Origin of the sequence: Streptomonospora litoralis, from assembly GCF_004323735.1 — a bacterium.
Classification (GTDB): Bacteria; Actinomycetota; Actinomycetes; order Streptosporangiales; family Streptosporangiaceae; genus Streptomonospora; species Streptomonospora litoralis.
Genome location: NZ_CP036455.1, coordinates 5117901 through 5135525 on the forward strand (window position 1 = coordinate 5117901; position 17625 = coordinate 5135525).

Sequence of the window (17625 nt, forward strand, 5' to 3'; positions counted from 1 at the left end):
TGCTCATCGGAGGTAGGTGGTCGCGGCGGCGAAGACCACGAAACCCAAGGTGAGGTAGAAGCTGTCCAGGCGGCTCCGCTTGGCCTCGTGGGCTTCGGGGATCATCTCCTCGACCACCACACTGAGCAGCGCGCCGCCGGTGAAGGCCAGCACCGACAGCGTCACTACGTCCGGCGCGCCGCGCAGCGCGAGATAGCCCAGTGCCGCGCCGAGCAGAATCGGCACCACGAAGCCGAGCCCGGCCGGCACCCGCCAACGCAGCCGGACCCCGGCGCGGCGAAACGCCGCCTGGGCGGCGAATCCCTCCGGCAGGTCGGCGGGCGCCTGGCCCACGGCCAGCAGCAGCCCCAAGCCGGGGTTGATGACGCTGCCGGTGCCGATCATGACGCCGTCGCTGAACAGGTCCAGCGCCACACCGAAGTAGATGCCCAACCAGCCTCCGCCTGCACCGGAGGCCGAAGCGCGCGCCCGCAGATACCCGGACAGCGCGTCGACTCCGAGGAACAGGCCGCCGCCCACGGCGAAGGCGACCATGGGAAGCCAGGCCGGATCCGCCTCCAGCGCACGCGGCATCAACTCCAGGCCCACCACCGCGATGACGATCCCGCCGGCCAGATGCAGCGCCGCGCTGAACACCCGCGCCGACAGCGACACCGCCTCGGCCAGCAGCCCACCCAGCATGTTGGCCGCCGCGGGCACCAGCGCCAGCAGCACCACGAGCAGCAGATCACCCATGGCGGTTCCACTGCCCGCAGCGGCAACCGATCACCGACGCGTGGAGACCTACCAGCCGATCTCGTCGCAGCCGACGTGGTCGGACGGTTCGATCTGCAGGGTGGCGTGGGAGACCCCGTGGCTCTCGCGCAGCACATCGCGGGCCCGGTCCAACACGGCGTGGCCGTCGGCGTCGTCACCGGCGACCAGATGCGCGGTCGCCACGTGCATGCCCGACGTCAACGTCCACAGGTGCAGGTCGTGCACGTCGCGGACGCCGTCGACCCCCACCAGGTCGTCGGCCACCGCCGTCGGATCTACGCCCTCCGGTGCATGCTGCGCGAGAACGGCGAGGACCTGGCGCCCCAGCGCGACGGCGCGAACGGCCACGAACGCGCCGATCGCCAGCGCGACGATCGTATCCCACAACGGCTGACCGGTCGCCATCACCAGCCAGCCCGCCACGATCACGCCCACCGAGCCCGCCGTATCGGCCAGAACTTCCAGATAGGCGCCCTTGACGTTGAGGCTCTCCGACGATCCCGAGCGCAGCAGGAACAACGCCCCCAGATTGACGACCAGTCCGATTCCGCCGACCACCAGCATCGGCCCCGAGGCGACCTCGGCCGCACCACCGATCCGCGACACCGCCTCGGCGACCACGTAGACCGCGACACCGAGCATCAGCAGCACCGCCAGCAACGAGGCGAACACCTCCGCCCTGTAGGAGCCGAAGGTGCGCCGCCCCGTGGGGTCGGGCCTGGTCGCGATCCGGGTGGCCACCAGCGCCGCGCCCAGCGCCACCACGTCGGCGGCCATGTGCCCGGCGTCCGACAGCAGGGCCAGCGAGCCCGACAGCAGCCCGTAGACCAGCTCGACCACGAAGTAGGAGCCGATCAGCCCGAACGCCACAGCCAACCGCCACCGGTGCCGGCCGCCGGCGTGGTCGGCGTGTCCGCCGCCGTGCGAATGCCCCGCACCCATCAGGCCTCCTCCTCGGTGTGCACGTCCGCGGTGTGCTCGGCGTGGGCGACCGCCACATCCAGCAGCATCCGGACGTGGGCGTCGTCGAGCCGGTAGTAGAACATCCGCCCGGACCGGCGCGCCGCCACCACGCGGTGCGCCCGCAGCAGCCGCAGCGCATGCGAGGTCGCCGACTCGCTCAGCCCCGTGGCCGCCGCGAGATCGCACACGCACAGTTCGCCCTCCAGCAGCGCCAGCAGCAGCCGCAGGCGGCCCGGGTCCGAGAGCAGCCCGAACACATCGGAGGTGTTGGCCAGATCCGACTCCGCGGGCATCCGCCTGCGCACGTCCGCGACCCGGAACGCGTCGACCACGCGAGCCTCGCATCCATCGGCATGCTTCGCGCTCTCATCTGAAGAGATGTTCATACGTCGACACAATCGGACGGACGCGGCTCTGTCAATCGGTCGAATCCAAAGCCCTTCGGATGGACACGGCTGCGCCACGACCCGCCGAAGCGGCCACAGGCTGTGCCGCTTCGCAGGCGCTCCCGTGTGGCCGAGCCTGCCGCATACGTCTGCCGGGCTTCGGACCCGCTCCTTTGGATAGGGTTTATGCCGTGTTGGCGGCGGCTCCGAGACGACAGCGGCGACCCGGTTTCCGGGCCGTCCTACTGTCGCTGCTGTTCGTCACCCACTTCTTCTGCGCCGCGGGGGCGATGGACACCGCCGCAGCGGCTGAGACGGAGAAAACCACCGCCGTTTCCGCATCTGCAACAGCGGTAGCCGACATCCCCGCCTCCGACGGCGCCGACGAGCACCACCTGTGCCAGGCGGATTCGAGCGCCGGCGCGGACCAGCGCCCCACCGCGGTCGCGGCGGCCGTGCTGCTGGGTCTCGGCGCCGGCACCTCCTTGCTGCAGGCTGCCCGCTCAACCGCGGTTCTATGGCGGCCCTCCGCTTTTGTCGCCGCTGCCTGGAGCGGAGCCCGACTGCTTTTCTCCCTCGGCGTCCAACGGGTCTAGGACCCTCCGCGCCGAGGCATCCGGCCGATATGCACGCCGGGCGGTTGCGCCGTCCCTGCCGTAGCCGCCCGGCCGCCCTCCGGCGTTCAACGCCGCGGGACCGGCCTGAACGGCACGGCCGCCACCGAACTCCCCTCTCTGCCCCGGCTCCGTACCTCGCTCTCTCACCAGCGATCATGAAATAGCCACACGGAGAATCCACGATGATGGTCCCCGCCCTCACCACACCGGCCAGGCGCCTGGCCCTGGGCGCGCTCGCCCTCGGCATGCTGAGTGCAACCGCGTGCTCGGCTCCCGAAGCCGACAACTCGGGCAGCGAGGAGTCGCAGAGCGGCCCTGCCCCCGCCGAGGTTCGGATCTCGCCGGAGGACGGCGCCGCCGACGTCCGGCCCGACCTGCCCGTCACCGTCGAAACCGACAACGGCACGATCACCGACGTGCAGGTCGATACGGCCGGGCGGAAGAACACCGGCGCCAACAAGACGACCGGCACCCTCGACGACGACAAGACCGCCTGGACCAGCGACTGGACCCTCACTCCCGGCACCGACATCACGGTCACCGCCACCGCCGAGAACGCCGAAGGCAAGACGACCGAGGTCGTCAGCGAGTTCAGCACCAAGCCGGCCGTCGAGGGACAGCGCCTGGAGCTGGAGTCGAACTTCCCCACCAGCGGCCAAACGGTCGGCGTGGGGATGCCCGTCATCGTCAACTTCGACCTGCCCGTGCAGAACAAGGCGCAGGTGGAGAACTCCATGGAGGTCATCTCCGAGGAGCCGGTCCAGGGCGCCTGGAACTGGTTCGGCGACCAGATGGTCGCCTTCCGTCCCAAGGAGTACTGGCAACCGAACCAGGACGTGACCGTGAACCTGCGCCTGGCCGGCGTCCCAGCGAGCGAGGGCGTCTACGGCATCGAGAACCACCAGCTCAACTTCACCGTCGGCCGCTCCCAGATCAGCACCATCGACAGCGGCACCAAGCGCATGACCGTCGAACGCGGCGGACAGCAGATCAAGGACTTCCCCACCAGCATCGGCAAGGCCGACGTCCGGAAGTACACCACCACCAGCGGCACCCACCTCACGATGGAGAAGTACAAGGACCTGGTCATGGACTCCTCCACCGTGGGCGTCCCGGTCGACAGCCCCGAGGGCTACAAGCTCGACGTCAAGTACGCCGTCCGCTTCTCCAACAGCGGCGAGTTCACCCACGCCGCCCCGTGGAACGACCAGCTCGGCGAGGCCAACCTCAGCCACGGCTGCCCCAACCTCGCCAACGCCGACGCCAAGTGGTTCTACGAGAACACCTACATGGGCGACCCGCTCGTCGTCACCGGCACCGACCGCGAACTCGAAGTCGACAACGGGTGGGGCTACTGGCAGCGCTCGTGGGAGGAGTGGTTGGCCAACAGCGAGACCGGCGAACCCGACGACACCGGCGAAGCCGGCACTCCCGGATCCCCGCTCAGCAACGCCGAGTAGCTCCCGAACCTGCCGGCGACTGACCGGGCCCTCCGCCCAGGGATCGGCCGGAACCATGGCAGCCCCGTCACTGTTATCCCCTGGGCGTCTTGGGCCGCGGTGCGTTGCGGACTACGGCCGATCCCGTGTCGAACGCACCGCCCGGACCGGCTGGCGAAGCCGACGCAGCGGCCCGGGCTGGGCACCCATCCGCCGTGCTCGTCGTACCTGAGACGGAAAGCACCGCTCGGGTGTGGCCTTCTGCCGCACCGGGGTTGCATCCTGTACCTGGGTACAGGCTTACGGTCGCAGGCATGAGAGCACGAGAGCATGGCGCCCGCGGGCGCCGCCGCGACGACGGAGACGGTGACGCCATGGCGACCACGGGCGACGACACCTCAGTCGATACCGCGCGCAGGCTCGCCCCGCGGCGGCTGGCGGCCGGCGCCGGCTGGGGTGCGCTGGCCACCGCGGCGATGAGCGCGGTGATGCTGGCGGCCACAGCGACCGGCCTGGCGCCGATGCCGGAACCGATCCCGGCGGCGCTGGTCTCCCGCACGCTGGGCGACCTGCCCCAGCCCGGAACAGTCGCGCTGGCCGCCATTACCCATCTGGCCTACGGCGCGTTGGCCGGTGCCGTCCTGGCCGGCCTCCTCCGGCGGGGCACCGCGGGGCGCGGCGCCCTCTACGGGGCGGTGCTTTGGGCGCTGATGGGACTGGTGTGGCTGCCCTATGCCGGGTGGGGCTTGTTCGGCATGGCCCTGACCCCGCGGATCGCGGTGGCGACGCTGGTGCTGCACCTGGTCTACGGGATCACGCTGGGCCTGCTGCTCGACCGGCCCACGAAAACCAAGGGAGGCCCCCGATGAGCGACCACGGCACAGGTGGCTCCGGCGCCGTAAGCCGGAGCCGGGGTGCCCTCGCCCCACCGGAGCCGGAAGGGGCAGCGTGCACACCGGGAGCCTGCACCTGCACCGGTCAGGAGAATGCGGCACCCCGAGAGGGCATTGCAACCGGTCACGGGGACGGCGCACCGGCAGAGTCGGGATGGGCGCCGCCGGAGTGCGCCCTTCCCGCAGACCGGCGACCGGAACGGGTCGCCGAGTTCGACGCGCTGTTCTCCGCCGCAGTGCAGGGGGTGGCCCGGCCGGAGCCGACCGTGCTGCGCCTGGTGTTGGACGCACGCCACGAGGCCGCTGCACGCGAGTTGGCGGCGCAGGAAAGCGGCTGCTGCTCGTTCTTCACGTTCACCTTTACACCGAGCACCGACGGAGTGCACTGGCATATCACGGTGCCCGAAGCACAAACGGAGGTACTGGACGCCCTCGCGGAACGGGCAACGGCGGCGGGGGCGTCCCGATGAGCGGAGAGGCGCTGCGCAGCGGCCAGGTCGCCGAGGCCGCCGGGGTCAACCTGCAGACACTGCGCTACTACGAGCGTCGCGGCCTGCTGGCCGAACCGCAGCGCTCCAACGGCGGGCACCGGCTGTATCCGCCGGAGGCAGTCACCGTCCTGCGGGTGATCAAGGCCGCGCAACGCCTGGGCTTCACCCTGCAGGAGGTCGCCGATCTGCTGGAGGCCGGAACCCGCCCGCACCGGCGCCCCGGCGACGGGCTGCACCGGCGCGCCCAGGACAAGCTCGCCGAGGTCGAGGCGAAGATCGCCGATCTGGCCGTCATCCGCCAAGCGCTGACCGACGCCTTGGCGGCAGGCTGCGACGACCTCACCTCCTGCGCCACAAGCTCCTGCTGCCCACTGCCCTTCGCCGACCTCGCCGAGGAGAACCGCGATGCCGAACCCTGCCACTGACCTCCGCCCCGGCCGCGCTCCCAAGACCCTGGCCGGGTTGGCCGGTCTGGCCTGCGTGGCGTGCTGCCTGCTGCCCGCCCTCATCGCCGCCGGGGTCCTCGGCGGCTCAGCCGCCGCGCTGGTCGGCGGTCTGCCCGCGCTGGCCGCGGCCCTGGCCGTGCTCGCCGGCGCCGTGTGGTGGTTCCAGCGCCGCCGTCGACGGTCCTGCTCGTGCGGCGGCTCCTCTTCCCGGGAGGAGTGCGCGTGCGCGCGCGTCGCCCCGGCATCGGATACGCACGGGCGAACTGCGTAATGTCGCGCGTGTGACTGCGCGCCCGCGCCAGGGCCGAGGAGCCCGTATTCGCGGCGCCGTCGGCTGCGGTCAGGATGGGGGAGCACGCCGGCCGCCGGGGCCGGCGGAGATCAGGACGCGGGGAGATGCGGGTGCCGCAGGAGTCGCAGGGTCTGGCCGCGGGGATGGAACGCCACCAGGTGGTCGTCTATGTGGGGGCTCTGGCGGCGGGAGCCGCGGTCGGCTGGGCCGCTCCTGCTGCGGGGCCCGGACTCGAGCACGCCATCAATCCGGTGCTGGGGGCACTGCTGTATGTGACGTTCCTGCAGGTGCCCGCAGCCGACCTGCTCCGTTCCCTGCGCTCGGGCCGGTTCCTGGCCGCCGCGCTGGTGGTGAACTTCGTCGTGGTTCCCTTGGTGGTCGCGGCGATGTTCGCGTTCCTGCCCGATGACCAGGCGATCCGGCTGGGCGTGCTGCTGGTGCTGCTCACCCCGTGCGTGGACTATGTGATCGTCTTCAGCGGGCTGGCCGGGGGCAGCAGCGGGCGGCTGCTCGCGGTGACGCCTGTGCTGCTCGTCGCGCAGATGATCCTGCTGCCCGGTTTCCTCTGGCTGTTCATGGGGCCGTCTCTGGCCGAGGTGGTCGAGGCCGGCCCGTTCGTCGAGGCGTTCGTGGTTCTGATCGCCGTCCCCCTGTCGCTGGCCTGGCTCACCCAGGCCTGGGCCGCCCGCCGGGCGGCGGGCCGGAAGGTCGTCGGCGTCCTGGGCACGACGATGGTGCCGCTGATGGCGGCCACTCTGCTGACCGTGGTCGCCTCCCAAGTGCCCAAGCTGGGTGGAAGTCTCGCCGATGTGGCCCGCGTGGTGCCGTTCTACGTGCTGTTCCTCGTCGTGATGGCGTTCGCGGGCCTCGCCGTGGTCCGCCTGTTCCGCCTGGACGCGCCCGCCGGGCGGGCGATCGTGTTCACCGGCGCGACACGCAACTCCCTGGTCGTCCTCCCGCTCGCCCTGGCCCTGCCCGACACGCTCGCCGTCGCGTCCCTGGTTGTGGTCACCCAGACCCTGGTCGAGGTGATCGGCATGGTCGTCTACGTCCGCGCAGCACCCCGGCTGCTACCCGCCGGCTGAAGCAGGCCGCGCATGCCGGGTGAATGCCACCCGGCTCTCCCAACGGAGCGAGAAGGCGGAAGTACCGCAAGCCGATCGCGGTTGCCCATGTCGGCGGGCTGCCGTGCGTCAGGGGCGTTCGAGTTTCTGGGAATCCGCAGGGTGCCAGGGCCGGTCGGCGCAGGTGGGGCGAGGATCAGCGCTGACACGCACAGCGTGCACCACGGCGTCGCCGTGGGCCTCCGCCGTGCCGAGGTAGGTGTGGCCGGTCAGGTGGCACCAGGCGGGAAGGTCCAGCGGTGCGGCCGGGTCCGTGGTAATCACGTGCACGACGGAGCCCGCAGGCAGCTCGGCGATGCGGTCACGCAACCGGATCAGCAGCACCACGCAGACCAGCCCGGTACCGTCCACGACCGCTCCGGACTCGGGCAGCGGCGTCGGACCGCTCACCGGGGGCGCCGCTGGGTGATGCGCCAGAGGCGGCGCGGCAGGCCGCCCTCCTCGAAGGCATGCACCTCGTCGAGGTCCCACCCTTGGGCGAGGCGCTCGACCAACTCCTGGGAGAAGAAGTGCACGGCGAAGCCGCCGTGCTCGAAGATGTCATCGCCATGGGCGGTTCCGGCCCCGTAGTGGGCGTCGCCGGTGTGGCGGACGGTGTAGACGAAGGTCCCGCCCGGACGCAGCACACGCGCGACCTCGCCCACCAAGGCGGAGATCTCGGCAGTGGAAAGCGCCATGCACAGCAGCATGTGCGCGAACACCCCGTCCACGCTCTGTACGGCCAGTGGCAGCGGGTCGCGTGCGTCGTGGGCCACGGTCGCCAGCCGGCCGGTGAGCTGTTGGGCCTCGGCGTCCTGCTGGAGCTGGTCCAGTCCGCTCCGGCTGATGTCGGTTGCGGTGACGCGCAAGCCCGTGCGGGCGAAGTAAAGGGCGTCGCGGCCGTGGCCCGCACCCAATTCCAGCACCTCGCGTGCTCCCGCCTCGGCGAAGACCGCGGCGGCGTGCACGGCCGGGGCCGAGGGCTCGTGGCCGTACATGCGCGGATGGCCGGCGTAGGTGTGCTGCCAGTGCTTGCGCTGCTGGTCGGCCAGATCCGGGTCAGAACCGGTGGGCATGGCGGCCTCCTGCGGGTCGAAGACGTGTCGGGGGATATCGGGTATCGGGCCGCGTCAGTCGGACCGATGGCGGGCGCGCCGGGCGGCCAAGGGCACGATCGCCAGCGCGAGCACACCCCCGCCGACCGACAGGGCGGGGAACCCCGCGGCGGCGACCACCACGCCGCTGAGCATGCCGCCGCTCGCGCCGGCCAGGGCCACGCCCACGTCCACCGCGCCCTGGGTGCGCGCCCGGGTCGCCACGGCGGCGGCGTCGGTGACCATCGCGGTGCCGGCCAGCAGGCCGAAGTTCCACCCCAGCCCCAGCAGGGCCAGCGCCGTCGCGAGCACCGCCACCGACGCGACCGGGGCCGCGGCGGCCACCAGGCCGGCCGCAAGCAGGGTGACGCCGGAGGCGACCAGCACTGGTTTGCGGCCAATACGGTCCACCAGGACCCCGGTCAGCGGCGAGGGCAGGTACATGAAGGCGATGTGCACGGCGATGACCAGCCCGGTGGCCCCCAGGTCGTGGCCGTGGGCCTGCATGTGGATGGGGGTCATCGTCATGATGGCCAGCATCACGAGCTGAGTGAGCACCATCGCGCCACCGCCCAGGACGACCCCCGGGTTGAAGCGCGCGGGCGCGGGCTCCGGAGCCGGGGATGCGGCCTCGGCCGCGCCGGCGCCCGCGGGCGTCAGGGCGATGTTCCGGGCGTGCAGCAGCGGGTCGGGCCGCAGGAACACCCACAGGACCAGGGCGGCCAGGCCGTAGGCCGCCGCGGCCAGCACGAACGGGCCGGCCAGTGCCGGTGCTCCGACGACCCTGCCCAGGGGCTGGGTGGCCTCGGTGAGGTTGGGTCCGGCCACCGCGCCCAGGGTGGTGGCGACCAGGACGGTACTGATCGCACGCCCCCGCCGATGCGGTGGGGCCAGGTCGGCGCCGGCGTAGCGCGCCTGCAGGTTGGTGGCCGTACCCGCGCCGTAGACGAGCAGCGCGGCGAAGAACAGCCCGATGCTGTCGAGTGCGGCCGCGGCGACCACCCCCGCGCCGCCCGCGGCACCGGCGGCATAGCCCCAGACGAGGCCGGTTCGCCGCCCCCGGCGGTGGGAGATCCGGCCCACCAGGAACGCCGCACCGGCCGAGCCCAGGGTGAACAGGGCGGCGGGCAGTCCGGCCAGACTGCTGGTCTGCAGCATCTCCTGGGCCAGCAGTGCGCCGACCGTGACGCCGGCGGCCAGGCCGGCGCCGCCCAGAACTTGGGCGGCGGCCACGGTGATCAGGGAGCGGCGCTGGAGGGCAGTGGGGAAGGCATCGGTGTCGCGGGGTTCCGAGGCGGTGGCGGCCATGTGCGGCGTCCCTTCCATGGGGGCGGATCTGCGGTGGAGTACCCCGGGATTACGCGGAGCCGGTGTGGACCGGGCGCCCGGAGGCGCGCCACTCCAGCAGTCCTTCGTTGAGGCGGTAGGCGCGGCGGCCGTGGGAGCGCAGGACACGCACCGCATCGACCGCCATCACGCAGTAGTCGCCGCGGCAGTAGGCCACGATGTCGGTGTCCTCGGGCACCTCGTCCAATCGGCGGGTCAGCTCGTCGACAGGGATCGACACCGCCCCGGGCAGGTGGCCCGCGGCGAACTCCCCCTCGGGGCGCACGTCCAGCACCAGGGCGCTGCCCTGATCCAGGCGGGCCAGCAGTTCGGCGCGGTCGACCTCTTCGATTTCGCCTTGGCCGGGCCCGGCGAAGTTTTGCCAGGCCCGTTCGACCTCAGCCAGATGGGTGCCGGCGACCTTCTGCACCAGCGAGAGCAGGGCGGCGACGTCGTCGCCGGCCAGCGTGTAGATGACGTGGTTCTTCACGCGGCGGGTGCGCACCAACTGGGCGCGTTTCAGGGTCTGCAGGTGCGCCGAGGCGGTGGAGACACCCAACCCCAGGGGCTGGGCCAGCGACTCCACGGAGCGCTCGCCTTGGGCCAGCAGGTCGAGCATCTGCAAGCGGGTGCCGCTGCCCAACGCCTTGCCGACCCGGGCGAACTCGCCCCACAGCTCGGCGCGCCCCGCCTCCCGACCATCTGTTCCACTATTCATTGGAATAGCGTATCTGATCGAAGACGCCAGCGGAGCGCCTGACTCGTACGGGGTTCGCCGATACTGGAACCGGTCGACGCGTCAGGGCGGAACACGCGGGGAAGCAGCCCCGATCCGGGCTTTGGTACTCACACCACCGCCTTGTCGAAACGGCCTTGCTGCCCCCATTGCTTGATCAGTCGCCCCCAGCGGTCCTTGTGATCGAAGCGGGCCGCGATCTCGCGGCCGGTGGGGAGGGAACCGTCTTTGCCGCGGTTATCCAACGCCCACTGCCACGCCTCGATCTGGATTCGCGGCACTGCTTCCGAAGAGCTCGCGATCTCTGCGGCAACGGCCTCCTCGTGCCCATCTACCGCCTCAACCACGTGCAGCCGCGGGCGTTGGGCCTCACTCGTGGTCTCGCGGGCGTCTTCGTTCCCCGGCGCCTTCGGCCGAGACGAATCAGTCGGCGCCTCGGCTGTGTCCACGGTCTGCTCATCGTGTGCGTTCGCCGTGCGTGCGCCGCGGGCGTCGATGCGGAACTCGCGCATAAGCAACTCGTACGCGCCCATCAGGGCGAAGCTCGGCCACGCGTGGATCACCCGCGACCACAGCGTCGGATCGGCCACCGCGATGTTAGCCGCGAGGCTGGCGACGCTCCCGAGGATGAGCAGCGTCCAGGGAAGCAGGCCGCCGCGCCGGCCGTGGCGGGCGTCGGCCAGCAAAGCCATCGACGACGCCACAATCATGCCGTCGACAGAGAGAGGAAACAGGGCCGCGCGCCAAGCGGGTTCGCCGTGGCGCTGGGCCAGCTCGTACATGTGGCTGTAGCTGACGACCGCGGCGATCACGGCCAACATCAATACGGCAAGGATGGTTGTCCAGCGGGACCAGAGGGTAGAATTCATAGCAGGTCACCGCCCCGCCAGATTCAGCTCGGTGGTCAGGCGGACCCGAGCGGCCGAGAAAGCTGAGCGGGCCGAGTGGCTATAGGAATTTGGTTCGACTCCCCCCTCGGACACATAGGTATGCGTGAGATTGCATATGGTTACATGGTAACGGAATCCCGGGGCTTTGTGTCCTGGGATTTTTCATTGGTCCATCAGTTTGAATGCGCTCAGTATCCAGCCAAACTGCACAACCTTCCATGGGGGTTCGACTCAGCGTGGTGCGCGTGGTGCCACTGATGCGGCAGGCTCACAGGCGGATCACGATTTCCTCGGCGCCGTCTGGTGTGCTCAGTGCCCGCTCCATGGGGTCGTAGGTGAACGTCAGTCTCCGGTCACGGCACGCGGAGACCAGCGCGGCTGACCCGCGGGGGACGTCGACCTCCTCGAAGGGAACACCGGGCCGTGCCAGGAGACGGACCAGGAACGTCCCGAGGTGGGCGGTGACGGCGTCCTCGCGAACGAAGACGTTGCGCATCTTGCCGTCGACCACATGCTCCTGGGCGTGCCAGGCCGTGCAGCGGTAGTTGGCCCGACCGTTGTTCCACGCGCCCTCCAACGCCCGGCCGCACAACCCGCAGCGCAGTAGACCGCGCAACAGGTAAGTGCGCGGCCGACCGCGTACGGCCGGAGTGGTCTGGGCGGCGCGGAACTCGGCTGCGCTCACGATCGCCGGATGGGCCGCCTGTTGGGAGTAGACCCATTCCTCGCCCGGATTCCACCGCGACACGGTCCGCGTACCCAGCCCCACATTGTGAACGTCGAGGAGCCGTTCGGACTTGGACTGCTTGTTCCAGACCTGGCGGCCGGTGTAGCGCGGGTTGGACAGCAGCGACAGCACCGTTCCCGGACCCCAGCCCTGACCGTCTCGGTGCCGGTTGCGCGCCGGATCCCGCGCCGCCGGGCAGAGCACGCCCTCGGCGTTCAACACGTTGGCAATCCGCTTGGCCCCGTTGCCGGCCAACCGCAACGCGAAAATGCGCCGCACCATCGGAGCGGTGACCGGATCCGGTTCAAGGCGATGGGCTCGGGCCCCCAGCGCGGCAAGGTCAGGGCGCGGATGCGGCCCGGCATCGATCAACCGGTATCCGTACGGCGGGCGGCCACCCAGGAACCTGCCCTCCAGCTCGGCCTGGGCGGCCATGGAGGCATGCACCCGGATCTGGATACGGCGCCGCTCGGCCTTGGACATCGCCGCATACGCCGACATGATCAGCGTGTGGGCTTCGGAGTCCGGATCGATAGCGCCGCCGACCTCGGGCACCCACAGCGGCACGTCGAAGTGGACGAACAGCGGGAACGTCAGCCCGTACTGGTTGTCGTAGAACACCCGCTGCGGCTCGCCCACCACCGCATCGAATCCCCGGCCCGGGTCCTCCAGCGCCGCCAGCAGCCGCGCCGACTCCGGACGCCGCGGCCAGGCCACAGCCCGGCTCTGCCCCACATCGAAGAACTCGGCCACGATCTCGCCGGACCCCGCGACCAGATGCTCGGCGCGACGCCGCTGCCACTGCCGCGAAGTGGCCGGATCCTGCAAGTCCTCCGTCGATACCCGCCCTGCCAACGCAAACCGGATCATGGCTCCCCCTCACCTGCGAAAGACACGCTCTCTCGCTAGCGTCTCCCGCAGCGGTGGTTCAAGGTAGAGCGGTGGGTCGGACAAGCGCGGCCGCAGGAGTGTTCTCGCCAGCGGAACTTCCAGCGGGCATACTCGACCCAGGACGCAACTGCGTTGTATAGCTCATCCGGATACTTCGCAGACATACTGCTAGAGCGTCTGCAATATAGAGTCCATTCGCTATAGCATGCAGTCATGCATCACTCGCCAGCCATCGCGCCTCTAGCGGATCTGGCCGAAGAACAGTGGGGGCTGTTCACCCGGCGCCAGGCCGAGTCCACCGGGATGGCCTGGAGCACCCTGTCGCGCATGGCCTCCGATGAGACCACCGCACAACGCGTCGCCCACGGGGTCTACCGCCTGCGCGGCGCCCCGCCCACAGACCACCTCGACCTGCGCGCCGCCTGGCTGCAACTCGCACCCGCCGTCCCCGCCTGGGAACGCACCGCCGACACCGGCGTGGTCTCCCACCGTTCAGCGGCTTCCCTCTACGAGCTGGGACATCTCCCCGCCGACCTCCAGGAGTTCGTCCTGCCAACCCGCCGCCAAACCCGGCGCCCCGACGTCCGCCTGCACCGCGCCCGCCTGACCGACGACGAACACACCGTTCTACGGGGCCTGCCGGTCACTCGACCCGCCCGCACCGCCGCCGACCTCCTCACCGACAACGAGGACCCCGGCGCCGTCGCACACCTCCTCACCGACGCGCTCAGAGCCGGCCACGAACACCCGACCACCGTCGCCCAAGCTCTGGCTCCGCACGCCGCGCGCTTCGGACTGCGCCGCGGCGACGGAGCCGCACTGCTGCGCTGGCTCCTCGACCTCGCCGGCGCCCCGGAACGGCGCTACTGGCTCGACGCAACGCCCGATCAGGAAGGCAGCACACCGCCGCCGTGACCCTCCCTTACACCACCCCGACCGCGTTCCGCCGCGCTCTGACCGAGCGCCTGCGCGCAGCAGCCAAACCCAACGGCCCGTGGCCGCTGGCCGAACTCCAGCGCCAGTTCGCCTACGACCGGCTGCTCGCACGGCTTTACCACCTCGACACCGGATGGATCGTCAAGGGCGCCACCGCGCTCCTCGCCCGCGAACTCGCCGTTCGCCGCACCGTGGACATCGATGTCTACCGGCCCGGCGACCGCGGACAGGCAGAACACGACCTCCGGCGAGCCGCCGCCCTCGATCTCGGGGACTGGTTCATATTCGAAACGGGCCGCGCGACCCCGGTCTCCGACGGCGCCAACGGTGTCCGGATACCGACGACCGCCCGGATCGGAACCACCGAATGGGTGCGCTTCCACGTCGACGTGGTCGCCGAGGACATCCGCATGACCGGCTCCCCGGAGGACGTCCCACCATTGCCCGCGGTCGCGATCCTCGGCCTGGATCGCCCCGGCTACCGGGTCTACCCACTTGCTGACCACATCGCCGACAAGACCTGCGCCATCCTCGAACGCCACGGACCCGAAAAGCGCCCCTCCACCCGCTTCAAGGACCTCGTCGACATGCTCGCCGTCCTCGGCAGCCAATACGTCGCCGCCGCGAACGCATCGCCCAACACCACGGCGCCTGGCGCGACACCGTCGTGCTGGAACGCCGCCGCGACGACCACGGCTGTGCGTAACGAACGCAGTCGTCAACGCAGCGGCGCCCCGCCCTGCCGCTGGGCCTGCAACGGCCGTTGCCGCTCAGCTCGCCGCCATGTCGAAGCGGCCCTGCTGTCCCCATTGCTTGATGGGGCGGCCCCAGCGGTCGCGGTCAACGACGCTCATGCAGGTCGAGGCCCCCATGCCGCGTAACCGATCACCCCCACGGCGGCGAACACGAGTGCTGTGGTCATCGCCGCGGTGCTGTCCGCGGGCTGCACCAGCCAGGTCAGTACCCGCAGCGCATCCGAGTCCGCCTCGATCGGCACGTTCGCCAGTACGGTCGCCCCGAAGGGAAAGCACCAGCCGAACGAACCGCCGGCCAGAACCGCGCCGACCCCGGCCAGACCGACCAGACCAACGGCATCTCTGACGATCACTTCGGTCTGCAGATGGGAATCGGCCAATACGTCCACCACGAGGGGGCCGGCCGCTGCCATCGCGGCGAGGGCGACCAGGTGCGCGGCACGCCGGGGCGGCCAGGTGAACGAAGCCGTACGCTCACGTGCGGCATCGAACCCGCACAGACCGGCCGAAGCCGCGGCCACTCCCAGTACCATCGTCACGCTCATCAGTCGGCTACCGGTCTGGTCGGCCCCCCACCAGAGGGTGAGTCCCCACAGCAGGACGGCCCCGGCCAGGAACCCGAGCAGTGCCATCGGTAGCTGCCGGGACCGCGTATAGAGGGTCAACCATCTCATCGAGGGTTCACCCCTTGGGTGAGGAGATCGAGCTGGTCGCCCTCGCAGGTGAGCCCGGCCTCGCGCACGGCGGCGACCCGGCGTATCTGCTCCTCGCGCGGTAGGGACCGCAGCGATTCCCAGGCCGGGCGCACCGTTTCTTGATAGGCGGAGCTATCCTCGGAGATCCACGGGTACAGGCCCGGTATCGGCTGCAGTTCCGCACCCAGCAGCCAGTTGGCCGTGACTATGCGCGCGGAGATCTCCGTCTCCTCAACGCCGCAGGCCGGGGTTCCGGCGCCGGCGAGGAGCGCCATAATCAGCCCGTCCGCACCATCGGAGTTCCCTCCTCCACTCTGCTCGAACTGCATCAGTGTGTCGGAGCTCACCGGGACCGTGTCCGCGGTCCGTGGCAGCGAAGCCCGCTCCTCATCACCGAAAGCGGGTACTTCCTCCACCGAGGTCGGCGCTTCCGGCAGGACTGCGAGCTTGGCGAGCGCCTGCCTGGCGGTACCGGCGAAATCGTCCAGCAGGTGCTCGTGCGCCCGGGTTACGCACACCCGCGGCCCGTCCTCGTCGCACACCAGCGCCGCCGCTTGGGTGTCGTGGGGGTAGGCCGCGCTCGCCTGGCCCGGTAGCAGGACCATGGCCAGCACACCGCCGAGGAGACCGGGGACCGCTGAGGCGATCCTTGTCCAAGAACCCCGCGCTGCCAGCAGGATGAACCCGGTCGCGGCGATACCGAGGAACCACAGCGCCTGGGCAAGGCTCACCTGGTGGGCCACCAGCCTGTAGGCGCTCTCGGCACCGTCGAGTCCCGGTGAAAGCAGCGCCGCTTTCATGCGCCACGGGTCGGAACCGGCCTCTACGGAAATCTCGATATTCAGCAGCAGCATGACCAGCGCGTAGCCGCTGACCGCCACGAGCGGCGGCGTCACCATATACGGCAAGAGGTGGCCGAGCCCCATTCCCAGCAGGCTCCCCGCGACCAGCGCGAGAACACCGACGGCGAACACGGCCAGCCAGGAGAGCGAGAAATAGCTGGTGGCAGAGGCCACCTGCGCCGCCCCTACCGCGAATATCGCTGTGCAGGCGACGGTCAAGCCGATCGCCACCGCTGCCGCGAGCGTCGCCGAGCGCTGCCACGAGGATCGCGGCGTGCTGGAAAGCACCTCGTCCATCCGCGAACGGCGCTGCCGAGTGCCCTGCCAGGCACCGAGGCCGACCACCACCGGCCAGGTGAACATGAGCATGAACCGCTGCCATTGCGCGAGTCCTTGCCACTGCTGGTCCCACGCGCCGGTCCCCTTGCCCCAGGGGCCGGGGAGCAGGTAGAGGAGGGCCAGTGTGAGCACGGCCAAGGCCAAGCAGGTCCACGGTGCGGTCGAGCGGCGCAGCTCGGTGCGCAGAATCCTCGTGCTCATCGTGCTCCCTCCCTGGTGGCGTGGTGGCGGGCCAGCAGGGCCGAATATCCCCGCTCGCTCGGGCTGTCACCGGAATCGGTGCCGCTGCCCGCAGCGGCGAGATCGGCCGCTCGCCCTTGGAACACCAGGCGCCCCTCGTCGACAAGTGCCACATCGGTGCACACGGTGGCGACGTCCTCCACCAGGTGCGTCGACACCACCGTGCAGGTGTCCTCGCTCAGCCCGCGCAGCAACTGCCTGAACTGCATGCGCTGCGATGGGTCCAGGCCCGCGGTCGGCTCATCGAGCAGCAGGATCCGCGGGCCGTTCACGATGGCCTGGGCGATTCCGGCCCGGCGCGCCATGCCGCCAGAGAGCGTTTTCATCCGGTCATCGGCCCGGTCTGCCAGACCGACTTTTTCGATGGCATGCTGCACCGCATCGGCTATACCGCTCTTGGGTACCTCCTTGAGCCATGCCATGTACTCGACGAACTCGCGGACGGTGAACCTGCGGTAGAAACCGAAGTCTTGCGGCAGGTACCCGATCTGGCGCCGTATGCGGCGCATATCGACGCGCCCTCTGACGGACTCGCCGAGCAGCTCCAGTCCACCGCCTGACGGGCGCAGTACCGTGGCCAGCGCCCGAATCAAAGTGGTCTTGCCTGCCCCGTTGGGACCCAGTAGGCCATGCACTCCCGTGCCGAACGCCAGATCGATCCCGTCCACGGCCATCCGCCGCCCGGCGGCGACCCGCAGCCCTTCGGCGCGGATCTCCCAGGCATGGGTCGCCGGGGCGGTCTCGGCCGCCCCCACCACGCGTGCCATC

General features: G+C 70.5%; 20 protein-coding genes. 8 read left to right on the forward strand and 12 right to left on the reverse strand.

Going from position 1 to position 17625, the window contains the following annotated elements:
- Nucleotides 1-3: 3 nt before the first annotated feature.
- From EKD16_RS21655 to EKD16_RS21665, 3 genes are read right to left on the reverse strand one after another with little or no spacing between them, the layout of a single operon-like run.
- Nucleotides 4-735, reverse strand: a complete 732-nt coding sequence (locus tag EKD16_RS21655; protein ID WP_131100882.1) for a ZIP family metal transporter — start codon at nucleotides 733-735, stop codon at nucleotides 4-6.
- Nucleotides 736-783: 48 nt separating this feature from the next.
- Nucleotides 784-1698 (reverse strand): cation diffusion facilitator family transporter, encoded by a 915-nt coding sequence (locus EKD16_RS21660; protein ID WP_131100885.1) that lies wholly within the window; start codon nucleotides 1696-1698, stop codon nucleotides 784-786.
- Nucleotides 1698-2051 (reverse strand): ArsR/SmtB family transcription factor, encoded by a 354-nt coding sequence (locus EKD16_RS21665; RefSeq protein WP_242677108.1) that lies wholly within the window; start codon nucleotides 2049-2051, stop codon nucleotides 1698-1700. Before EKD16_RS21665 ends, EKD16_RS21660 begins: the two co-directional genes overlap by 1 nt.
- Before the next feature lie 245 nt (nucleotides 2052-2296).
- On the opposite strand from EKD16_RS21665, the gene EKD16_RS21670 reads away from it, so the two are divergent.
- From EKD16_RS21670 to EKD16_RS21700, 6 genes are all read left to right on the forward strand, one after another.
- On the forward strand, nucleotides 2297-2701 hold the full coding sequence (locus EKD16_RS21670) for a hypothetical protein (protein WP_131100888.1): 405 nt from the start codon (nucleotides 2297-2299) through the stop codon (nucleotides 2699-2701).
- 206 nt (nucleotides 2702-2907) lie between these two features.
- Nucleotides 2908-4182, forward strand: a complete 1275-nt coding sequence (locus tag EKD16_RS21675; protein WP_131102856.1) for a L,D-transpeptidase — start codon at nucleotides 2908-2910, stop codon at nucleotides 4180-4182.
- Between the two features lie 293 nt (nucleotides 4183-4475).
- Nucleotides 4476-5030: a DUF6789 family protein gene (locus EKD16_RS21680; RefSeq protein WP_242677109.1), complete on the forward strand. Its 555-nt coding sequence runs from the start codon at nucleotides 4476-4478 to the stop codon at nucleotides 5028-5030.
- A 490-nt stretch (nucleotides 5031-5520) separates the two neighbouring features.
- Nucleotides 5521-5970 (forward strand): MerR family transcriptional regulator, encoded by a 450-nt coding sequence (locus EKD16_RS21690; protein WP_131100890.1) that lies wholly within the window; start codon nucleotides 5521-5523, stop codon nucleotides 5968-5970.
- The gene (locus EKD16_RS21695) at nucleotides 5951-6262 is read left to right on the forward strand and encodes a hypothetical protein (protein WP_131100892.1); all 312 of its coding nucleotides are present in this window, start codon (nucleotides 5951-5953) and stop codon (nucleotides 6260-6262) included. Before EKD16_RS21690 ends, EKD16_RS21695 begins: the two co-directional genes overlap by 20 nt.
- A 125-nt stretch (nucleotides 6263-6387) precedes the next feature.
- Nucleotides 6388-7368, forward strand: a complete 981-nt coding sequence (locus EKD16_RS21700) for an arsenic resistance protein (protein ID WP_131100894.1) — start codon at nucleotides 6388-6390, stop codon at nucleotides 7366-7368.
- Between the two features lie 108 nt (nucleotides 7369-7476).
- Here the strand turns inward: EKD16_RS21700 and EKD16_RS21705 are convergent, their stop codons facing one another.
- From EKD16_RS21705 to EKD16_RS21730, 6 genes are all read right to left on the reverse strand, one after another.
- Nucleotides 7477-7797: a sulfurtransferase TusA family protein gene (locus EKD16_RS21705; protein ID WP_131100896.1), complete on the reverse strand. Its 321-nt coding sequence runs from the start codon at nucleotides 7795-7797 to the stop codon at nucleotides 7477-7479.
- Nucleotides 7794-8462 carry a class I SAM-dependent methyltransferase gene (locus tag EKD16_RS21710; RefSeq protein WP_131100898.1) on the reverse strand — a complete coding sequence of 223 codons (669 nt, stop codon included), beginning with the start codon at nucleotides 8460-8462 and terminating at the stop codon, nucleotides 7794-7796. The genes EKD16_RS21705 and EKD16_RS21710 overlap by 4 nt, the downstream gene beginning before the upstream one ends.
- A 54-nt stretch (nucleotides 8463-8516) precedes the next feature.
- A complete protein-coding gene (locus tag EKD16_RS21715) occupies nucleotides 8517-9788 on the reverse strand; it encodes an MFS transporter (RefSeq protein ID WP_131100900.1) in 1272 nt (423 codons plus the stop codon).
- 49 nt (nucleotides 9789-9837) lie between these two features.
- Nucleotides 9838-10524 carry an ArsR/SmtB family transcription factor gene (locus EKD16_RS21720; protein WP_131100902.1) on the reverse strand — a complete coding sequence of 229 codons (687 nt, stop codon included), beginning with the start codon at nucleotides 10522-10524 and terminating at the stop codon, nucleotides 9838-9840.
- 128 nt (nucleotides 10525-10652) lie between these two features.
- Nucleotides 10653-11411 (reverse strand): DUF2637 domain-containing protein, encoded by a 759-nt coding sequence (locus EKD16_RS21725; RefSeq protein WP_131100904.1) that lies wholly within the window; start codon nucleotides 11409-11411, stop codon nucleotides 10653-10655.
- 289 nt (nucleotides 11412-11700) lie between these two features.
- Nucleotides 11701-13029, reverse strand: coding sequence for a recombinase family protein (locus tag EKD16_RS21730; protein ID WP_131100906.1), 1329 nt, complete (start codon nucleotides 13027-13029; stop codon nucleotides 11701-11703).
- A 234-nt stretch (nucleotides 13030-13263) separates the two neighbouring features.
- On the opposite strand from EKD16_RS21730, the gene EKD16_RS21735 reads away from it, so the two are divergent.
- Together EKD16_RS21735 and EKD16_RS21740 are read left to right on the forward strand one after the other, a co-directional pair.
- Entirely contained in the window at nucleotides 13264-13965 is a 702-nt protein-coding gene (locus EKD16_RS21735; protein ID WP_131100908.1) for a type IV toxin-antitoxin system AbiEi family antitoxin domain-containing protein, read from the forward strand.
- Entirely contained in the window at nucleotides 13962-14867 is a 906-nt protein-coding gene (locus tag EKD16_RS21740) for a nucleotidyl transferase AbiEii/AbiGii toxin family protein (protein ID WP_165498633.1), read from the forward strand. Before EKD16_RS21735 ends, EKD16_RS21740 begins: the two co-directional genes overlap by 4 nt.
- On the opposite strand, the gene EKD16_RS21745 is transcribed toward EKD16_RS21740, so the two are convergent.
- Genes EKD16_RS21745 through EKD16_RS21755 form a run of 3 tightly spaced genes read right to left on the reverse strand, consistent with a single transcriptional unit; the run spans nucleotide 14837 to nucleotide 17624 of the window.
- On the reverse strand, nucleotides 14837-15415 hold the full coding sequence (locus tag EKD16_RS21745; RefSeq protein ID WP_131100913.1) for a hypothetical protein: 579 nt from the start codon (nucleotides 15413-15415) through the stop codon (nucleotides 14837-14839). The genes EKD16_RS21740 and EKD16_RS21745 overlap by 31 nt on opposite strands.
- Entirely contained in the window at nucleotides 15412-16818 is a 1407-nt protein-coding gene (locus tag EKD16_RS21750) for a hypothetical protein (protein WP_131100915.1), read from the reverse strand. The genes EKD16_RS21745 and EKD16_RS21750 overlap by 4 nt, the downstream gene beginning before the upstream one ends.
- Nucleotides 16815-17624 carry an ABC transporter ATP-binding protein gene (locus tag EKD16_RS21755; RefSeq protein ID WP_131100917.1) on the reverse strand — a complete coding sequence of 270 codons (810 nt, stop codon included), beginning with the start codon at nucleotides 17622-17624 and terminating at the stop codon, nucleotides 16815-16817. Before EKD16_RS21755 ends, EKD16_RS21750 begins: the two co-directional genes overlap by 4 nt.
- Nucleotide 17625 lies beyond the last annotated feature (1 nt).

Excerpts from the sequence above, each read along its gene's own strand:
- EKD16_RS21655 (WP_131100882.1), bottom strand. The coding sequence starts at position 735 with ATGGGTGATCTGCTGCTCGTGGTGCTGCTGGCGCTGGTGCCCGCGGCG.
- EKD16_RS21660 (WP_131100885.1), bottom strand. The coding sequence starts at position 1,698 with ATGGGTGCGGGGCATTCGCACGGCGGCGGACACGCCGACCACGCCGGC.
- EKD16_RS21675 (WP_131102856.1), top strand. The coding sequence starts at position 2,908 with ATGGTCCCCGCCCTCACCACACCGGCCAGGCGCCTGGCCCTGGGCGCG.
- EKD16_RS21680 (WP_242677109.1), top strand. The coding sequence starts at position 4,476 with ATGAGAGCACGAGAGCATGGCGCCCGCGGGCGCCGCCGCGACGACGGA.
- EKD16_RS21690 (WP_131100890.1), top strand. The coding sequence starts at position 5,521 with ATGAGCGGAGAGGCGCTGCGCAGCGGCCAGGTCGCCGAGGCCGCCGGG.
- EKD16_RS21695 (WP_131100892.1), top strand. The coding sequence starts at position 5,951 with ATGCCGAACCCTGCCACTGACCTCCGCCCCGGCCGCGCTCCCAAGACC.
- EKD16_RS21700 (WP_131100894.1), top strand. The coding sequence starts at position 6,388 with ATGCGGGTGCCGCAGGAGTCGCAGGGTCTGGCCGCGGGGATGGAACGC.
- EKD16_RS21710 (WP_131100898.1), bottom strand. The coding sequence starts at position 8,462 with ATGCCCACCGGTTCTGACCCGGATCTGGCCGACCAGCAGCGCAAGCAC.
- EKD16_RS21715 (WP_131100900.1), bottom strand. The coding sequence starts at position 9,788 with ATGGCCGCCACCGCCTCGGAACCCCGCGACACCGATGCCTTCCCCACT.
- EKD16_RS21720 (WP_131100902.1), bottom strand. The coding sequence starts at position 10,524 with ATGAATAGTGGAACAGATGGTCGGGAGGCGGGGCGCGCCGAGCTGTGG.
- EKD16_RS21725 (WP_131100904.1), bottom strand. The coding sequence starts at position 11,411 with ATGAATTCTACCCTCTGGTCCCGCTGGACAACCATCCTTGCCGTATTG.
- EKD16_RS21730 (WP_131100906.1), bottom strand. The coding sequence starts at position 13,029 with ATGATCCGGTTTGCGTTGGCAGGGCGGGTATCGACGGAGGACTTGCAG.
- EKD16_RS21735 (WP_131100908.1), top strand. The coding sequence starts at position 13,264 with ATGCATCACTCGCCAGCCATCGCGCCTCTAGCGGATCTGGCCGAAGAA.
- EKD16_RS21745 (WP_131100913.1), bottom strand. The coding sequence starts at position 15,415 with ATGAGATGGTTGACCCTCTATACGCGGTCCCGGCAGCTACCGATGGCA.
- EKD16_RS21750 (WP_131100915.1), bottom strand. The coding sequence starts at position 16,818 with ATGAGCACGAGGATTCTGCGCACCGAGCTGCGCCGCTCGACCGCACCG.
- EKD16_RS21755 (WP_131100917.1), bottom strand. The coding sequence starts at position 17,624 with ATGGCACGCGTGGTGGGGGCGGCCGAGACCGCCCCGGCGACCCATGCC.